We start from the raw sequence: 15,862 nt of genomic DNA, 5'->3' as shown, positions 1-15,862 counted from the left end.
AAATTATTAATTTGAAATACACTCTCCAAATGATTTTTTATAAAGTTATTTTAAAATAAAATATTCAATCAACAAGTCTTTTTATTATCAAATTATCTTGTGCTATTATTATTTTTTAATTTATACATTTGGCTATATAAAAATTTAATACTCTATACAATATAATACCAATTTTCAAAGGATAATAGATGAAAAATCTATTATCATTGTTTACTAAATATGACAAATTTTGTAAAAAATCATCGCTTTAAGTCATAATTTAATTTATATTTATAATAATTAAAAGAGTTACAAAAAGGAGTTTTGCAAAAATGAAAAATTTGTCTATCAAATGGAAAATTTACGTTCCGCTTTTAGCGTTGTTTGCCTTGGCTATAGGCGTTATGTTCGTATTTTTCTTAAACAACACCAAAAATATACAAAAAAGAGTATTTGAGCAAAAAGAATCCGCATTTGCTCTGTTTATAAAAGAAAAAATAAACACCAAATTTCAAGTAGGCGTTATGAACGCAATAAATTTGGCTCAAAACAAATATGTCATCGAGGCCTTGTCATATCAAGATAAAAAGATAGCTAAGGACAAAATAAATGAGCTTACGAATTCCTTAAAAGAATTTTCCGACTACAAAAATATAAGAATTCACATACACACCGCTGATATAAAAAGCTTTTTAAGGCATTGGAGCGATAAATCAGGAGATGATCTAAGTTCATTTAGAAAGACGATAAAAAAAGTAAAAGAGAGCAAAAAGCCGCTTCATGGAATAGAAGTAGGAAAAAGCGGTTTGGTACTAAGAGGTCTTGCGCCGATATTTGATGAAAATGGCGTTTATATAGGCTCGGTTGAGTTTATACAATCCTTTGAATCAGTCGTTAAAGATCTAAATAAAAATTTAGGAGCGAATTTAATCATCGCGATGAATTCTTCGCTACTTGAAGTAGCCGACGGCTTAAAAGATGCGCCTAAAATAATCTCAAACAGATACGTTGTCGCACAAGATCTTAAAAATTTAGACGAAAATTTACTAAAAGAGCTTGCAAACTTAAGCGAAAGCGAAGCTGCACAGGCGTTTACTACCAAAAGCTATTTTGTAACCAAAATTCCTATGTTTGACTTTGAGGGCGCACAGATAGGATATATATTTGCCGCAGATAGCAACGAACACGTTTATGGCGATATCAAAACAGCCACGCAAGGGATGGTTGATCAGATGGTAGTAAGCGGTATCGCTACGATAATTATCACGATCGCGCTTATGATTTTAATGAAGCTCTTTATAATCAACCCTATAAACAGGCTAAAAGATCATGCAAACGACCTTGCCGAGGGCGAAGGAGATCTAACTCAAAGAATTCCTGTCGAAAGCAGCGATGAGCTCGGACAAAGCGCTCAGGAATTTAACAATTTCATAGAAAAAGTTCGCGCAGCTATCGAGGTTGCTAAAGAGAGCAGCAACGAAAATTCATCGGTTTCAAGCGAACTTTCATCCACATCCATAACAGTCGGTAAAAGCGTGGAAAACACTACTAAAAAAGTAGAAGATACGTTTAATATGTCAAGCGAGCTAAAAGATGAGATAAAAACCTCTATAGAAAGCCTTGTAATCTCCTCTGAAACTCTTAAAAACTCAAATTTAAAGTTGCAAGAAGCAAGAAACAATATCATAGAAATTTCAAATAGCGTCGAGCAGACCTCTCAAAGCGAAATGCAGCTTTCTGCCAATATGAACGCACTTAGCTCGCAAGCAACCAAGATAAAAGACGTGCTAAACGTAATTTCAGATATAGCAGATCAGACAAATTTACTCGCTCTAAACGCAGCCATAGAAGCAGCACGCGCAGGAGAGCACGGAAGAGGCTTTGCCGTAGTTGCCGATGAGGTTAGAAAACTTGCAGAAGGAACTCAAAGCAGTCTAGATGAGATAAGCGCAACGGTAAACACTATAGTAAGATCGATCTCTCAAATTTCAGACAGTATAGAGAAAAATTCAAAAGGCATCAAAGTGCTCATAACAAAAACAGGAGCGACTATAGAGGCGGTTGATTTTGCTACAGAAGCGATGAAACAAAGCGAAGAACAAGCCGCCAGCAGCATAAATGACTTTAACAAAACAAGCGACGCGATAGCCGAGGTGCTTAAAAACATGAACGAGATAAATCAGATAAGCTCGCTAAATATGCGAAATACCGAAGAGATAGCAACGGCTGCAAATCACCTTTATAATGTAGGCGAAAAGCTAAATCAAATGCTGAGTAAATTTAAAACATGATTCAATCTTGCTCTTAGCCTTAAATTTAACTTATAAATTTAAGGCTAAAATATATAAATTTTACGCTCTTTTATAAGTTCGTTGGGCAAGATGCCGAATTTCTCTTTAAAAATTTTACTGAAGTGAGCGAAGTTATTATATCCAACTATCATAGCAGCTTCCTTAACGCTTATGTCATCAGACTTTAATAATTTTTTAGAAATTTCAAGTCTCTCATTTTGCAAAAATTTATGAATACTGACGCCAAAAGAGCGCTTAAACCCGATCTTGAGTTTAAATTCATTCGTAGCACAAAGTCGCGCAAGCTCTTTTATAGTAGGCGGATTTTGTAGATTTTTAAGTAAAATTTCTTTCGCTTTCATTATATTTTTAATATCTATGTCATCAAATTTAAGCCTTTTGCATACAGATAATTTTTCACTTTGCGCATATCCTAAAGTCTTATAAACCATCTCTAAAATTTTAGACTCTATAAAAATTTCTCTCATTTTTCCGCTATAAATTTGAGAATTTAAAAGCTCTTTTAGTATTAAGCTTTGAGATGGATTTATCAAATTTGTCTTTGTATTAAATTTCTCATCACTAAAATTTAGCCCAAATTCACTCATTAACTCGTTGCTTATAATTATCGTCTGAGTTTTACAGCTTTTGACTTTATGCTCTCCGCCCGATAGTACCTCATCTTGAACGGTGCCTATGCAAAAATTAGTCGGCTTTAAAACTACACTTTTTAAATCACTGTCTATAAAAGCATGTTCTTTTCCGACGTTAAAGCACAAAAAAGACTGAGCGTTTCGCTTAAAAGAATACTTCAAATTTTCGTTATAAATGCCTTCATAAGCGCAATATCCAAGCCCATTACCCACATCAAAATATTCAAGCTTGCAATCTACCGCACTGTTTTTAAACGAAATCTCACCAAATCTCTTGTCGTTTTTTAATCTTATTTCCAAAACCACATCATTAAAAAACTTACAAAGGCTTGTATCAATACCCATATTAATTTTATCCCGTTTGCGTTAGTTTTTAATCCCTTTAGCGTTATTATCATATTGATAGTAATTATCTGATTATAATAAAATGAAGCTTAAATTTTATAATTAGGAGTAAGCTTTGAAGACAAAATATATAAAATTTGCGGTTACTCTGTCCGCCATAACCGCTTCGGCAGTGTTTGGTGCAGAGAGTATCGCTCTTGGCGAGGTTAAAGTCTTAGCAAATAAAATTAGCGAAAATTTAGAAAAAATCCCACAAAGTATAAGTGTCATTAGCGGAGTTGAGCTTGAAGAAAAGGGTATAAAAAATATAAGCGAATTAACGCAAATTTTACCAAATACCTATGCCACTACGGGTATTCATGAGGGAGTTACGGCGCGTGGACTTAACGGCTCTGCGTTTACCAGCTCAAATCCCGTAATGATTTATATAAACGGCGTTTCGCAAGCCAATAGATACGGATATTACATACCTACTACAAATATCCAAAGAATAGAAGTCTTACGAGGACCAAGTAGTACGATTTACGGCAAAGACTCTATCGGAGGCGTTATAAATATCGTACTAAAAGAGCCTAGCGAGGAACTATCAGGAAGTATCGCAAGCGAATTTGCCTCTTATAGATACTTTACCGGAATGTTTGATGCCAGCGGAGCGATCATACAAGATACCCTTTATCTTGGACTTAACGGCTCTGCATCAAAAGACGGCGGTTGGATTACAAATGAGCTTAAAGGCGAAAAAGCAAATGATAAAAAAGATCACAATTTCGGTCTAAATTTGAAATTTACGCCTACAGATAAGCTTGCGATGAAGCTATTTTTTGACACTTACCGCAAAAGACACAACGGAAACGACGGCATAATGATACCTTATGCGAAATTTAACTCCATAACAAGAGAAGATGTGAAGCATGCGGAATTTCTAAGCGATACGTACTCGATAGAAAAATCAAATTCACTCGCACTAAATTTAACCTATGATTTTGATAAATTTGACTTTACTTCCGTTACAGCGCTTAAAAACACAAAACAAAGAGGAAATTTCGATATGAGTTTTGGAGGCAAAGACTTTAAAAACTATCTTGGATTTAACGCATTTAGCGACATCAGAATCAAAGACATCTCCCAAGAGCTAAGAGTCGGAAGCAAAGAGGGGCAAGATACTAAATGGATAGGCGGAATTTATTTTGAAAACGAAACAATAGACAAAAAAAGAGTCGGACAGCAGCTTCCGCCAATGCCTCCGTTTTTGCCTAATGCAAACGAATCGGATGCGCCTTCAAAAACTCACGAAAAGACAATGTCCGCATTTGGGCAAATAGGCTATCTAATTACGCCAAAGCTTGAAGCAACGCTTGGCGGAAGATACCAAAAAATCAAAAAAGACGTAATCGTAAGATCATATTCATACCCTATCGGAGGAGCCAAAGGCGCTCCTTTTGTTTTTGAAGATGAAAGAACTTTTAATTCATTTTTACCTAAATTTGCTCTTAGTTACGCATTTACAGAGGCTCTTAGCGCATACGCTTCTTACTCTAAGGGATATTTATCCGGCGGCTTTAATCTCTTCGCTGCAGGAGGCGAAAAAGAAGACAATAGATTTGATTCTCAAACTAGCGATAACTATGAGATAGGCATTAAAGGCGCGTATGAAAATTTTAGATTTTCAGCTGCCGCGTTTTACATGGATATAAAAGATACTCATATTTATTTCGTTGATCCTGCAAATCCAAACGATATCAAAACAGGAAATGCCGATAAAGCCGTTTCAAAAGGGCTTGAATTTGAAAGCACGGCAAGATTAAGTAAGCAAATCGATCTAAATTTCGCAGCAAGCTTACTAAAGACCAAATACGGCAACTACCCGAATTTAGACGGAACAAACGCCAAAGGCAACAGGATAGAAAAAAATCCAAACTATAAATTTACTACGGGCTTAAGCTATCATGCTCCTTTTGGGTTATATGCAAGACTTGATACGAATTTAGTAGGCAAAACTTACTTCAATCCGCAAAATACTCTTATGCAAAAGAGCTATTTTACAGCCGACACCAAGATAGGCTATGTAAAGGGGAATTTTGATATATACGCTTATGTTAGAAATTTGACCAATAAACAGTATTTTTCAAACGTATTTGATAGGGGCTACGGGCTGCTTGTCGCTTACGATAAGGGTAGAGTCTTTGGGCTTGGGGTTAGATATAGTTTTTAAATTTACAAAGGAGAATTTATGAAAACGATTAAAATTTTATCCATTTTTACCGCATTTATGATTACAAACTCTGCTTTGGCTCATGATGTTTGGGTATTTGGACAAAACGGCGATAAATTTACTGCAGATATCGGGTTTGGGCATGATTTCCCAAAGTATGAAGAGATTCCTAAAAATAAACAAAAATCATTTGCCCCTTTAGTCATAATGAAAAAAGACAGCAGCAAGATAGAGCTAAAACAAACAGGCGAAAGCTACCACTATGAAGGAGATAAGCTTAAAGAGGGAAGTTACTTGTTATTAGGCGAATTTATGCCTACTTTTTTAACTCAAGACGAAGATGGAAACTGGCATGACGACGGCACAAAACAAAACGTAAAAAATCCAAAATACTGCTTACACGCTAGTTTGCCTGCAAAAAGCGTGATAAATATAGGAAGTTCAAAAGATGAATTTGTAACCAAGCCTGCAGGGCAACGCCTTGAAATAATCCCGCTTGAAAATCCTGCGAATTTCAAAGTGGACAAACCGTTTAAAATAAAAGTCTTATTTGAAGGAAAACCTTTAAAAACAGCAAAGATTGAAGGAACGCTTGAGGGATTTTTAAAAGATAAAAGTGCATTTTACGCTACAACGGATCTAAAAGGCGAAACGGAAGTCTTAGCGCTTAAAAAAGGAAAGTGGATACTAAAAGCCACTCACAAATTCGGCTTTGAGGACAAAAATATATGTGATGATGAGCTTATAATCGCCTCTTTTACTTTTGAGATAAAGTAAATTTATAAATCTTAACCGCCAAATTTCGGCTAAATTTGCTTGGTCGAAATTTGGATTTTGTAAATTTAGCCTATCATAAAATTATACTTACTAAAATTTCAATACAAATGCACCATCTTGATAAAAAATATTATTATTCATTAATAAATTCTTAATCAAATTTAAAAATATTTTTATCTTTAGTTCATAAAATAAAGTTTTAAACTTTAAAAGATATAATAGCTAAAAATTATTATAAGAAAGGAAAATAATGTCCGTAACACAAGACAGACGGAATTTTATCGGATTGGCATTCGGTGCGGTTGCTGCCGTAGGCGGTGCTTTTTCGCTTGTAGCCGTCAAAAAAACTTGGGATCCGCTCCCGAGCGTAAAAGCGGCAGGATTTACTACCGTAGATCTTAGTCCCATGAAAGACGGTGAAATGCGCCAAATCGAATGGCGTAAAAAACCTATCTTTATTCTAAAAAAAGATGCAAATATGCCTGCTAACGACAAAAGAGACGTAGTAGTCGGGGATTCAAGATATATAGTAGCCATAGCACTTTGCACCCATCTTGGCTGTATTCCTGAGTGGAGAGCAAGCAAGCAAGTCTTTATCTGCGCCTGTCACGCGGGAGAATTTAACGTAGACGGTATCAACACCTTTGGTCCTCCTCCAAGACCTCTTGATATACCGCCGTTTAAGATAGACGGGACCAAGCTAGTACTTGGCGAAACGGGTCCTGAGTATGAAAAACTTGTAGCTCAGGCATAGGAGGGAAATATGGCACAAATTCGTAAATCAACAGGGATAATCGACTGGCTAGATCAAAGAATAGCGCTTAATAAAATGATGAAAGTGCTAGTTAGCGAGTACTGGATACCGAAAAACATAAATTTCTTGTGGGCTATGGGCGTTATTCTTACAACGCTTTTTGTATTGCTTTTGGTAACGGGCTTTTTGCTTATGATGTATTACAAGCCTGATATAAATTTAGCCTTTGACAGCGTAAACTACACTATCATGAAAGAGGTCGAGTATGGCTGGCTATGGCGACATATACACGCAGTTGCGGCATCTGTTATCTTTTTAATCATCTACATTCACACATTTACTGCGATTTATTACGGTTCATATAAAAAAGGAAGAGAGCTTATCTGGGTAAGCGGTATGTTGCTTTTCATACTATTTTCAGCCGAAGCTTTTAGCGGATATATGCTTCCTTGGGGACAAATGAGCTACTGGGCGGCGATGGTTATCACAAACCTATTTGGCGGAATTCCTGTTATAGGAGATGCCGTAGTTGAGTGGATAAGAGGCGACTATGCGGTTAGCGACTCGACTCTAACACGCTTTTTCATGCTTCACGTATGCTTACTTCCGCTTGTTTTGATCGCTGTTATAGCGCTTCACTTCTATACGCTTAGAATTCCTCACGTAAACAACGAAACAGGCGAGGAGATAGACTTTGACATAGAGGCTGAAAAATATCTAAAAGGCGATAAAGCAAACGCGAAGGTTATACCTTTCTGGCCGGGATTTTTAGCAAAAGACTTCATGTATATCGGATTTTTCATGATCTTTTTCTTCTATCTTGTGTGCTTTCATTTCAACTTCGCGATGGATCCGATCAACTTTGAGCCGGGCAACCCACTAAAAACTCCACCACACATCTATCCTGAGTGGTATTTCTTGTGGCAATATGAAATTTTACGCGGATTTTTCTTTGATATATTTGGCTTCTCTGCTTACAATATCGGTCTTATCGCGTTTGCATTTGCAGGTATCGCGCTATTTTTCATGCCGATATACGATAGAAGCGACGTTGTTGCTCCTGCGCACGAGAGAAAAGGCTTTTTCGTATGGTTCTGGCTACTAGTGATTGATATGATAGTTCTTACGATATTTGGAAAGCTTCCCGCAGACGGAGTTACAATGGGAATTTCAAATTCATGGATAGGATTTTACTCAACGATTACATTCTTTATCTTGCTTCTTGTGGTACTACCTATCATAACTACGCTTGAAAAGAAAAGGGGTGGCAAATGAGAGAGCTAAAAATTCTTATAGTTGTTGTTGTTCTATCACTGATAACATACTGGGGCATTGAGCCTTACGCTCACTCGATCATGCATCCTAAAGTAGATCCTGTTAATTACAACTTTGCCGAGGGCGACGTAAAGCAAGCTGAAGTAGTAGTTAGTAAAAGAGAGGCTGATTTAGAGAGCGCAAAAAAGCTTGGAGAGACAGCTAAGATAAAAAATGCGGAAAAAGATCTGCAAGAGGCGAAAGATTCTCTTGAAGAGTATAAAACTTTCTGGGCTGAAATAGGCGCTATAGACTTCAAAAAAGGCAACGCCGAAAAAGGTGCAGAAGTATTTATGAATGCAGGCTGTGCGGGTTGTCACGGACTTGAGGCTGCGGGTATGCCTGCTCCTATGGATAATGCAAGTGCAAGCGAAGCTTATAAGGTGGTTCCGCCTGATCTAAGCACTGCGGGATATCTATATGATGACGCTTTCCTTGCAGCGGTCATAAAAAATCCAAATATAGCGCTAAAACTAAAGCATAAATTTAATGACGAAAATCCTTATCCGATGCCTGCATTTTTCGGAGCGGGCGGTGAAGACATAAACCAAGAGCTTGCCGATATGGTTGCATATCTTAAGTCAGTAGCGCCAAAAGAGGTAAGTGATGAGAAAGTATTTGCAGACTCTTGCCAAAGATGTCACGACATGAAATACGAAAAACAATACGTCTTTACAAACCGCGTAAATTTAGCCGAATACATGGGGTCAAACCCACCTGATCTATCTATGATGATACGCTCAAAGGGCGCTGATTATTTGCATAAATTTATCAACGACACACAAAAAATGCTTCCTGGCACAGCTATGCCAAGAGTCGGTCTAAACAAAAAGGCCGAAGAGCAAGTCGTAGCTTATATGCAAAAAGCGGGCGATGAGAAAAAAGCCGAAAGAGAGAGTTTGGGAATTTACATAATGATATACTTCCTAATCTTTGGAATATTTGGCTGGCTGTGGAAACGCAAAGTTTGGAGCGAGCTTCACTAAAATTTAAGAGCCTATTTTAGGCTCTTTTCTCTTTTTAATCAACTTCATTATCTGATTTTAACTATCAAAATTTATCCAAATTTCTGATATAATTCGCTCAAATTTTAGACAAAGGCAACTCGTGATAACAAACATCTATCTATTTTTAGCTGCGTCATTTTTTGAAATTTTTGGCTGTTTTTCATTTTGGCTATATTTTAGACTTGCAAAATCTCCTGTTTGGCTCGGAGCAGGACTAATCTCACTCATACTATTTGCCTACATCCTAACTAAAATCGACCTTGAAGCTGCGGGCAGAATTTATGCCATATACGGCGGCATTTACATACTATCTTCGTTTCTATGGATGGTATTTGTGGAAAAAGAGATGATGAACAGATTTGACATCATAGGGCTAGCCTTTGTGATCTTAGGAGTGGGAATTATATACTTTGGCAACAAGCTAGCCTAAGCGCAAATTTCATCGCGCTCAAATTTTGCTTTTAAATTTATCTATCTTTTACGAAAAACGTAGCGCTTGCATTGTATCCTTTATGCAGAGCTTTTCCGATAAGCTCGGGAGCTATATCTTTGTTTACAGGCTTTTACAACCAGCTTATCTCTGTAAAATTACTTAAATTTATTTTTTAAAACCCTTAAGGCCTTCATGTCTCAGCTTTAAAGTTTTCTTTTTTGAAATTTAATATACCGTATTTTTTATATTTAGCGACAATACATATTTTAAATTTAAGCATATATTAAATAAATCAACCCTCCTAACAGATATAGCAAAATGGTACTTGATATATTGTAATTATTTAAACTTTGAAGGTTTTACTTTATCTTTAAATAACTATTAAAGCTTTATTAAATTTGCTTCTTTCAAAAAATAGATCATATCTTCCAAACGAGCAATTTTATTTTTTAAAATAAATATAAATTTATTTTAAAATTCTTAATACAAGCAACCATTTTTAGATTATTTTATATTTCAAAAACACTAGATGCAATTTTTTACAAGCATTCTTACTCTAAATTTTAAATACTTACAAGCCCTAAAACTAACTTTTTCATAAAATATTAAAGCACTTTTTATAGCTTCTTGTAATATAAATTTAAATCAGTTTACATAAGATTAAAGCATATACAGTCCTTTTGTTAATAAAATAAAGTTTCTATATATGTTATACTTTCACGACTTCTTGTTTTGCCGAGCTTTTACACATCTTAACAATTCTTTATTCTCGTAGATATTACCGACCACTAAGCAATTGCTAAAATTACCCATCAAACAACAACAGCTCTTCATATTTTCAGGCTCTATCATCATTTTTCCAAACTTAAACCTAACTATTCCAAACTCTCCAGACTTAAGACTACAATAGTTGTTATCACACCTACTTAATTCAACTATATCTCCTTCATAAATTTCGATTCCATTTTTATCCTTAAAGCCCGTGTAATGCATAAGTTCGATATCATCAAGCCCATAAATTTTATTGCTTTTATTAGGTACAACTTGATTTTTAGCAGTTTTATTATCAAAGCTGATTTTTATCATTTTATTTTCATTTTTTATTCATATTCTAAATTTAATCTCTTTCATCCCTTCTCCTTAATAATTTAAAAATATGTTAATAAAATTAAAATTATTCTACATTATATTAAGCTCCTTTTTTATAAATTTTATAAAAGTAATGTCGGATTTAGACTGTAGTATCATCTTGCGAAATGCCTAGCTTTTTGTTTAAATTCAAATCGATTGCTTTATTTTATTTGGCTCTAATTTGAAATTTGACCTGCTCGTCAAATTGAATATTTGTCTTCTCCCTTTTTTTAAACTCGCATTTTAGAAGTATTTATACATTTAAATCCTTTAAATTTTATTTATCTTGCTTTGCTTACTGAATGTTTTTCGTTTTACTATCTTAATAAAATTTTCTCTTTGAGTTGATATAAAGCTATTTTTAAACACCTTCTCCCGTTTCAAGTATTCAAAAAAATATAAATACTACTTTTTAATTTTAATTGCAACGAATAAACAGTTTGTTTGAAAAGTAGTTTAACCACACAATAAAGTCATTTTTTCAATAACATTGCCTTAAAATTAAATTTGTCTTAAAAGCATATTTGTACAATTTTTAATAATCAAATAAAACCTTTTTAATTTGTTTTATTCAAATATTTTAGCAATAGCAAATATACTCTTTTCTTGTATTAAATAATTTCTGATAGAGTAGTAATATTTTGCCTTCATGCAACAACTTTAAAAATTTAAAAGCTTGAAACTTATTAATGCTAACAAATTATACATTGTTTATACTTTTTAGGTAATTTATTTGAAGTATTATATAGTTTTAAAGAATATAAGTCAAGTATTTATATAACTTTTATGTGTAAAATTAAAATCTATATAAAACTTAACTTATTGATTACAAAAAGATAGTATTAAGTATAAAGAAAGATAATTACAATACTTCTTGTCTGGCTTCATCTATTAAAGCAAAACCTTGCTTAAATTTATCAAGCTGTTTTTTTATTTTTTCATAGTTCATTAAAAGCTCCATAAATTTAACAGCCATTTGACTCGGCTCATCACCGCTACTCCATTTAGCAGGCATATTTTGATGAACACCCAATCTTTGAGCCAACTCTCTTTGTGTAATATTTAGTTCCTTGCACACAGTTTTAACTATATTTGCGCCGTGCATTATATTCCTTTTTAAACATATAAGGTAAATGTTAGTCTCTAAATCAATTTTATGGCGTGTAGTGATTACACCGAGAGTGTAGTATAGAGTCTATAAGCTCATTGTAAGCAGTACAAATCGTAATATTAATTTTCAACAACGACTCATGTTACTTAGTAACATGAATTGGCTTCTTGTACTTTTTGTTTTCTAAAAAGTATTTCGTTTATGATACCCTAAAAAAGTTAATGACTTTCTTTAATTTATTTATTCCTATTAAAAATTTAAAAAAGTTTTATATTTGTAATACTTTTACGATTTTAATAAGATAGCCCAAAAATATCTATAGGTTAAATTCTAGTTTATAAAGAAAAATTAAAAATTTTAAATATTTTTTTACAAATATCAAAATAAATAGCTTTGATCACTGTCAATAAATTTAAGGATACTAAAGCTATAATAAATCTTAAAATTTTTATTTTATAAGAATTCGCATAAAGCAAATTTATTACTATAAAAAATGAAATTTGTGACAATAATTAAGTTGATAGTATTAAGAAAATAAATTTGATCTGATAGGTTTAAGTAATATATCGCAATTAAGAATTCAAAGTTTCAATATGCTATTGCAAAATACTAATCTTGTTTTCCTTTTTGAAAAGCTCCGACAGATAAAATTTTATTCATTCTAGTGCTTAAAATTTGATCCATGCTTTGATCTTCAAGCTTAGCAAGTTCATCTGTAAAATATGTCGCAAGCGCTTTTACGGCACTATCTTTATCTCTATGAGCACCATTTAGCGGTTCTTCTATAACGTCATCTATCAAATTTAGGCTCTTTAGATCATCTGCGGTTATCTTCATAGCCTTAGTTGCTTGCTCCTGCTTGCTTGGATCATTCCAAAGTATCGCTGCACAACCTTCAGGAGAAATAACCGAAAATACCGAGTTTCTCATCATAGCAAGTTTATCGGCTACGCCTATTGCAAGAGCTCCGCCACTACCGCCTTCGCCTATTACGACCGCTATCATTGGAGTTTTTAAATTTGCAAATTCAAAGAGGTTTCTAGCTATAGCTTCGCTCTGTCCGCGCTCTTCGGCGGCAATTCCAGGATACGCACCAGGAGTGTCTATAAGAAAAAGTATCGGCAAGCTAAATTTCTCGGCAAGTTTTGCTACACGAAGCGCTTTTCTATAACCTTCGGGATGAGGCATACCGAAATTTCTTTTTAGTTTATTTTTAGTACCGCGACCCTTTTGTTCGCCTATAACGACTACTTTTTTAAAGCCGATATATCCGATATAACAAACTATCGCATGATCATCACGAAATGCCCTATCACCGTGAATTTCGTAATAATCAGTCATCATCCCGCGCACATAATCTATAGCATATGGGCGATCAGGATGACGAGCAAGGCTTAGCCTTTGATACTCGTTTAAATTTTTGTAAATTTTAGCAGTCTCTTTTTCTAGATTTTTATTTAAAATTTCAACAGCATGCTCATCACCGCGAATTTTAGCATTCGCTATATCATCATCAATCTGCTTAATACTCTTTTCAAAATCTAAATAACTAGCCATTTTAGTCCAATTTTTTAAATACTACCGAACCGTTGGTTCCGCCAAAGCCAAACGAGTTGCTCATGATGGCTTTAAGCTCGGCTTTTCTAGCAACATTTGGCACATAGTCCAAGTCGCACTCAGGATCTTTTGTTGTCTGATTTATAGTTGGAGGTATAATCCCGTCACGTAAAGCCATGATAGATACTACAGCTTCTATTGCTCCTGCAGCACCCAAACAGTGTCCAGTTTGACCTTTTGTAGAGCTCACAGGCGGGCAGTTGCTGCCAAATAGCTCTTTTAGAGCAGCTGTTTCATTTTTGTCATTTGTCGGAGTCGAAGTTCCATGAGCGTTAATGTAGTCGATCTTAACATCTCCTGCCATTTTAAGAGCTTTTTTCATGGCGTTTAGCGGTCCTTCAAGAGTCGGTGCAGTAATGTGATAAGCATCTCCACTCTCTCCAAAGCCTACTATCTCTGCATAAATTTTAGCTCCTCTTGCCTTGGCGCTTTCAAATTCTTCAAGCACTAAAGCACCGCTTCCTTCGCCCATCACAAAGCCGTCTCGTTCGGCATCAAAAGGACGAGAAGCTTTTCCCGGCTCATCGTTTCTAGTTGAAAGTGCCTTCATGGCAGCAAATCCACCTACGCCGACACCGCATATTGTAGATTCTGCACCTACGACAAGCATCTTCTCGGCTTCGCCTATCATTATAGTCTTAGCCGCTTCACATATCGCATGTGTTGAAGCCGCACAAGCCGTAACGCTTGAAACATTTGGTCCTCTGAGTCCATGCTCGATAGAGATTATACCGCCGAGCATATTTACTAGTGCAGAAGGGATAAAAAACGGAGATATTTTTTTAGGACCTTTTTCGAGCAGTATGTTTGAATTCTTCTCGATATTTGGCAGCCCTCCGATACCTGCAGCCGAGCTTATACCAAATTCGTTAGCGTCAAATTCGCCAAAATTTGCGTCAGTCATAGCTTCGCGAGCTGCTTTGATACCAAGTTGTATAAACCTATCGACTTTCTTAACCTCTTTGCCATCCATTACGGTCAAAGGATCAAAGTCGGTAATTTCAGCGGCGATTTGAACAGGATATTCAGAAACGTCAAAAGACGTTATCTTCTTTACTCCGCTCTTGCCCTCACAGATAGCTTTAAAAGAGCTCTCTTTATCGAGTCCAAGAGCATTTATCATACCGATTCCAGTGACTACAACTCTTCTCAATATATCTCCTTATTTTTATCTATAAAAAGAATTATTTATTTAGTTTTTCTATATAAGTTACAACGTCGTTAATGCTGATTAGCTTTTCAGCTTCGCTATCTGGAATTTCAACTTCAAATTTCTCTTCTAAAGCCATAACAAGCTCAACAACGTCAAGCGAATCAGCGCCTAGATCTTCGATAATCTTTGACTCAGGCTTAACAGCCTCAGGGCTTACGCTAAGTTGCTCAACAACAACATCTCTAACATCATCAAAAACTGCCATTTGGGGTCTCCTTATTAAAAAATGTTTCAGATTTTAATATATTTTTGCTTAAACTACATATAAAGTCCGCCGTTCACCTTAAGCACATCACCTGTAATATAACTTGCGTGATCGCTTAGCAAAAATGCGATAGTTTCGGCTACTTCGCTTGCACCTCCAAGACGTTTTAGCGGGATATTGTTTATATAGTTTTGCTTAATCTCTTCGCTTAAAACCTCCGTCATATCCGTTTGTATAAAGCCCGGCGTTACGCAGTTAAATCGCACGTTTCTGCTCGCTCCCTCTTTAGCAAGGCTCTTTGTCATAGCTATCATGCCGCCTTTACTTGCCGAATAATTAACTTGTCCCGCATTTCCCATCTCGCCTACTATGGAAGCTACGTTTACAACAGCTCCAAAGCGCTTTTTGCTCATCACTTTTAAAGCTTCTCTTGAGCCGATAAATGCTGATGTCAAATTCGCATTTAGCACGTTTATAAACTCGTCCGTTTTCATACGAAGTGCAAGTTTATCGTTTGTGATTCCTGCGTTATTTACGAGGTAGCTTAGCTCGCCGTCGGTATCAACGATTAAATTTATGCCTTTTATAAATTCATCTTCGTCGGTGGCGTCAAATTTTATCACCGCTGCGGCTCCGCCGTTAGATACGATCTCAGCCTGCAAAGCATCTGCTATCTCAGGCTTTGAGCGGTAGTTTATCCATACTTTTAGCCCCATGTTTGCAAGAGTTTTTGCTATCTGCGCGCCTATTCCGCGGCTTGCGCCTGTGATTAGAACGTTTTTTCCACTAAATTTCATATATTGCCTTTCTTAGCTTATCT

General features: G+C 35.5%; 14 protein-coding genes. 7 read left to right on the top strand and 7 right to left on the bottom strand.

What is annotated here, in order from left to right; all coding sequences use genetic code 11:
• Positions 1 to 311: 311 nt before the first annotated feature.
• A complete protein-coding gene (locus tag CORI_RS01925; protein WP_173030586.1) occupies positions 312 to 2,270 on the top strand; it encodes a methyl-accepting chemotaxis protein in 1,959 nt (652 codons plus the stop codon).
• 44 nt (positions 2,271 to 2,314) lie between these two features.
• Here the strand turns inward: CORI_RS01925 and CORI_RS10665 are convergent, their stop codons facing one another.
• Complete coding sequence (locus CORI_RS10665) at positions 2,315 to 3,268, bottom strand: AraC family transcriptional regulator (RefSeq protein ID WP_254064944.1); 954 nt, start codon at positions 3,266 to 3,268, stop codon at positions 2,315 to 2,317.
• Between the two features lie 115 nt (positions 3,269 to 3,383).
• Here CORI_RS10665 and CORI_RS01915 point away from each other — a divergent pair, with 115 nt between their 5' ends.
• From CORI_RS01915 to CORI_RS01890, 6 genes are all read left to right on the top strand, one after another.
• Positions 3,384 to 5,480: a TonB-dependent receptor gene (locus CORI_RS01915; protein ID WP_173030585.1), complete on the top strand. Its 2,097-nt coding sequence runs from the start codon at positions 3,384 to 3,386 to the stop codon at positions 5,478 to 5,480.
• Between the two features lie 18 nt (positions 5,481 to 5,498).
• Entirely contained in the window at positions 5,499 to 6,257 is a 759-nt protein-coding gene (locus tag CORI_RS01910) for a DUF4198 domain-containing protein (protein WP_173030584.1), read from the top strand.
• 250 nt (positions 6,258 to 6,507) lie between these two features.
• Positions 6,508 to 7,011, top strand: a complete 504-nt coding sequence (gene petA / locus CORI_RS01905) for a ubiquinol-cytochrome c reductase iron-sulfur subunit (protein ID WP_169939863.1) — start codon at positions 6,508 to 6,510, stop codon at positions 7,009 to 7,011.
• Between the two features lie 9 nt (positions 7,012 to 7,020).
• Positions 7,021 to 8,286, top strand: a complete 1,266-nt coding sequence (locus CORI_RS01900) for a cytochrome bc complex cytochrome b subunit (protein WP_173030583.1) — start codon at positions 7,021 to 7,023, stop codon at positions 8,284 to 8,286.
• Positions 8,283 to 9,311: a c-type cytochrome gene (locus CORI_RS01895; protein ID WP_172201525.1), complete on the top strand. Its 1,029-nt coding sequence runs from the start codon at positions 8,283 to 8,285 to the stop codon at positions 9,309 to 9,311. The genes CORI_RS01900 and CORI_RS01895 overlap by 4 nt, the downstream gene beginning before the upstream one ends.
• A 121-nt stretch (positions 9,312 to 9,432) precedes the next feature.
• Entirely contained in the window at positions 9,433 to 9,762 is a 330-nt protein-coding gene (locus CORI_RS01890) for a YnfA family protein (RefSeq protein ID WP_216842251.1), read from the top strand.
• Between the two features lie 720 nt (positions 9,763 to 10,482).
• Here CORI_RS01890 and CORI_RS01885 read toward each other — a convergent pair.
• From CORI_RS01885 to fabG, 6 genes are all read right to left on the bottom strand, one after another.
• Positions 10,483 to 10,851: a YopX family protein gene (locus CORI_RS01885; protein WP_173030582.1), complete on the bottom strand. Its 369-nt coding sequence runs from the start codon at positions 10,849 to 10,851 to the stop codon at positions 10,483 to 10,485.
• 907 nt (positions 10,852 to 11,758) lie between these two features.
• Positions 11,759 to 12,001, bottom strand: a complete 243-nt coding sequence (locus CORI_RS01880) for a DNA-binding transcriptional regulator (RefSeq protein WP_173030581.1) — start codon at positions 11,999 to 12,001, stop codon at positions 11,759 to 11,761.
• A gap of 615 nt (positions 12,002 to 12,616) precedes the next feature.
• Positions 12,617 to 13,564: an acetyl-CoA carboxylase carboxyl transferase subunit alpha gene (gene accA / locus CORI_RS01875; RefSeq protein WP_173030580.1), complete on the bottom strand. Its 948-nt coding sequence runs from the start codon at positions 13,562 to 13,564 to the stop codon at positions 12,617 to 12,619.
• A 1-nt stretch (position 13,565) separates the two neighbouring features.
• Positions 13,566 to 14,777, bottom strand: a complete 1,212-nt coding sequence (locus tag CORI_RS01870) for a beta-ketoacyl-ACP synthase II (RefSeq protein WP_173030579.1) — start codon at positions 14,775 to 14,777, stop codon at positions 13,566 to 13,568.
• A 31-nt stretch (positions 14,778 to 14,808) separates the two neighbouring features.
• The gene (gene acpP, locus CORI_RS01865) at positions 14,809 to 15,042 is read right to left on the bottom strand and encodes an acyl carrier protein (RefSeq protein WP_169939845.1); all 234 of its coding nucleotides are present in this window, start codon (positions 15,040 to 15,042) and stop codon (positions 14,809 to 14,811) included.
• Positions 15,043 to 15,095: 53 nt separating this feature from the next.
• Positions 15,096 to 15,839: a 3-oxoacyl-ACP reductase FabG gene (gene fabG, locus CORI_RS01860; RefSeq protein ID WP_173030578.1), complete on the bottom strand. Its 744-nt coding sequence runs from the start codon at positions 15,837 to 15,839 to the stop codon at positions 15,096 to 15,098.
• Positions 15,840 to 15,862: the final 23 nt, after the last annotated feature.

Source organism: Campylobacter sp. CCUG 57310 (genome assembly GCF_013201975.1).
Lineage (GTDB): Bacteria > Campylobacterota > Campylobacteria > Campylobacterales > Campylobacteraceae > Campylobacter_A > Campylobacter_A canis.
Note: the sequence above shows the minus strand (reverse complement) of the source record. Positions and strands in the feature narration are given on the sequence as shown.

Excerpts from the sequence above, each read along its gene's own strand:
- CORI_RS01895 (WP_172201525.1), top strand. The coding sequence starts at position 8,283 with ATGAGAGAGCTAAAAATTCTTATAGTTGTTGTTGTTCTATCACTGATA.
- CORI_RS01885 (WP_173030582.1), bottom strand. The coding sequence starts at position 10,851 with ATGATAAAAATCAGCTTTGATAATAAAACTGCTAAAAATCAAGTTGTA.
- accA (WP_173030580.1), bottom strand. The coding sequence starts at position 13,564 with ATGGCTAGTTATTTAGATTTTGAAAAGAGTATTAAGCAGATTGATGAT.
- acpP (WP_169939845.1), bottom strand. The coding sequence starts at position 15,042 with ATGGCAGTTTTTGATGATGTTAGAGATGTTGTTGTTGAGCAACTTAGC.
- petA (WP_169939863.1), top strand. The coding sequence starts at position 6,508 with ATGTCCGTAACACAAGACAGACGGAATTTTATCGGATTGGCATTCGGT.
- CORI_RS10665 (WP_254064944.1), bottom strand. The coding sequence starts at position 3,268 with ATGGGTATTGATACAAGCCTTTGTAAGTTTTTTAATGATGTGGTTTTG.
- fabG (WP_173030578.1), bottom strand. The coding sequence starts at position 15,839 with ATGAAATTTAGTGGAAAAAACGTTCTAATCACAGGCGCAAGCCGCGGA.
- CORI_RS01925 (WP_173030586.1), top strand. The coding sequence starts at position 312 with ATGAAAAATTTGTCTATCAAATGGAAAATTTACGTTCCGCTTTTAGCG.
- CORI_RS01910 (WP_173030584.1), top strand. The coding sequence starts at position 5,499 with ATGAAAACGATTAAAATTTTATCCATTTTTACCGCATTTATGATTACA.
- CORI_RS01900 (WP_173030583.1), top strand. The coding sequence starts at position 7,021 with ATGGCACAAATTCGTAAATCAACAGGGATAATCGACTGGCTAGATCAA.
- CORI_RS01880 (WP_173030581.1), bottom strand. The coding sequence starts at position 12,001 with ATGCACGGCGCAAATATAGTTAAAACTGTGTGCAAGGAACTAAATATT.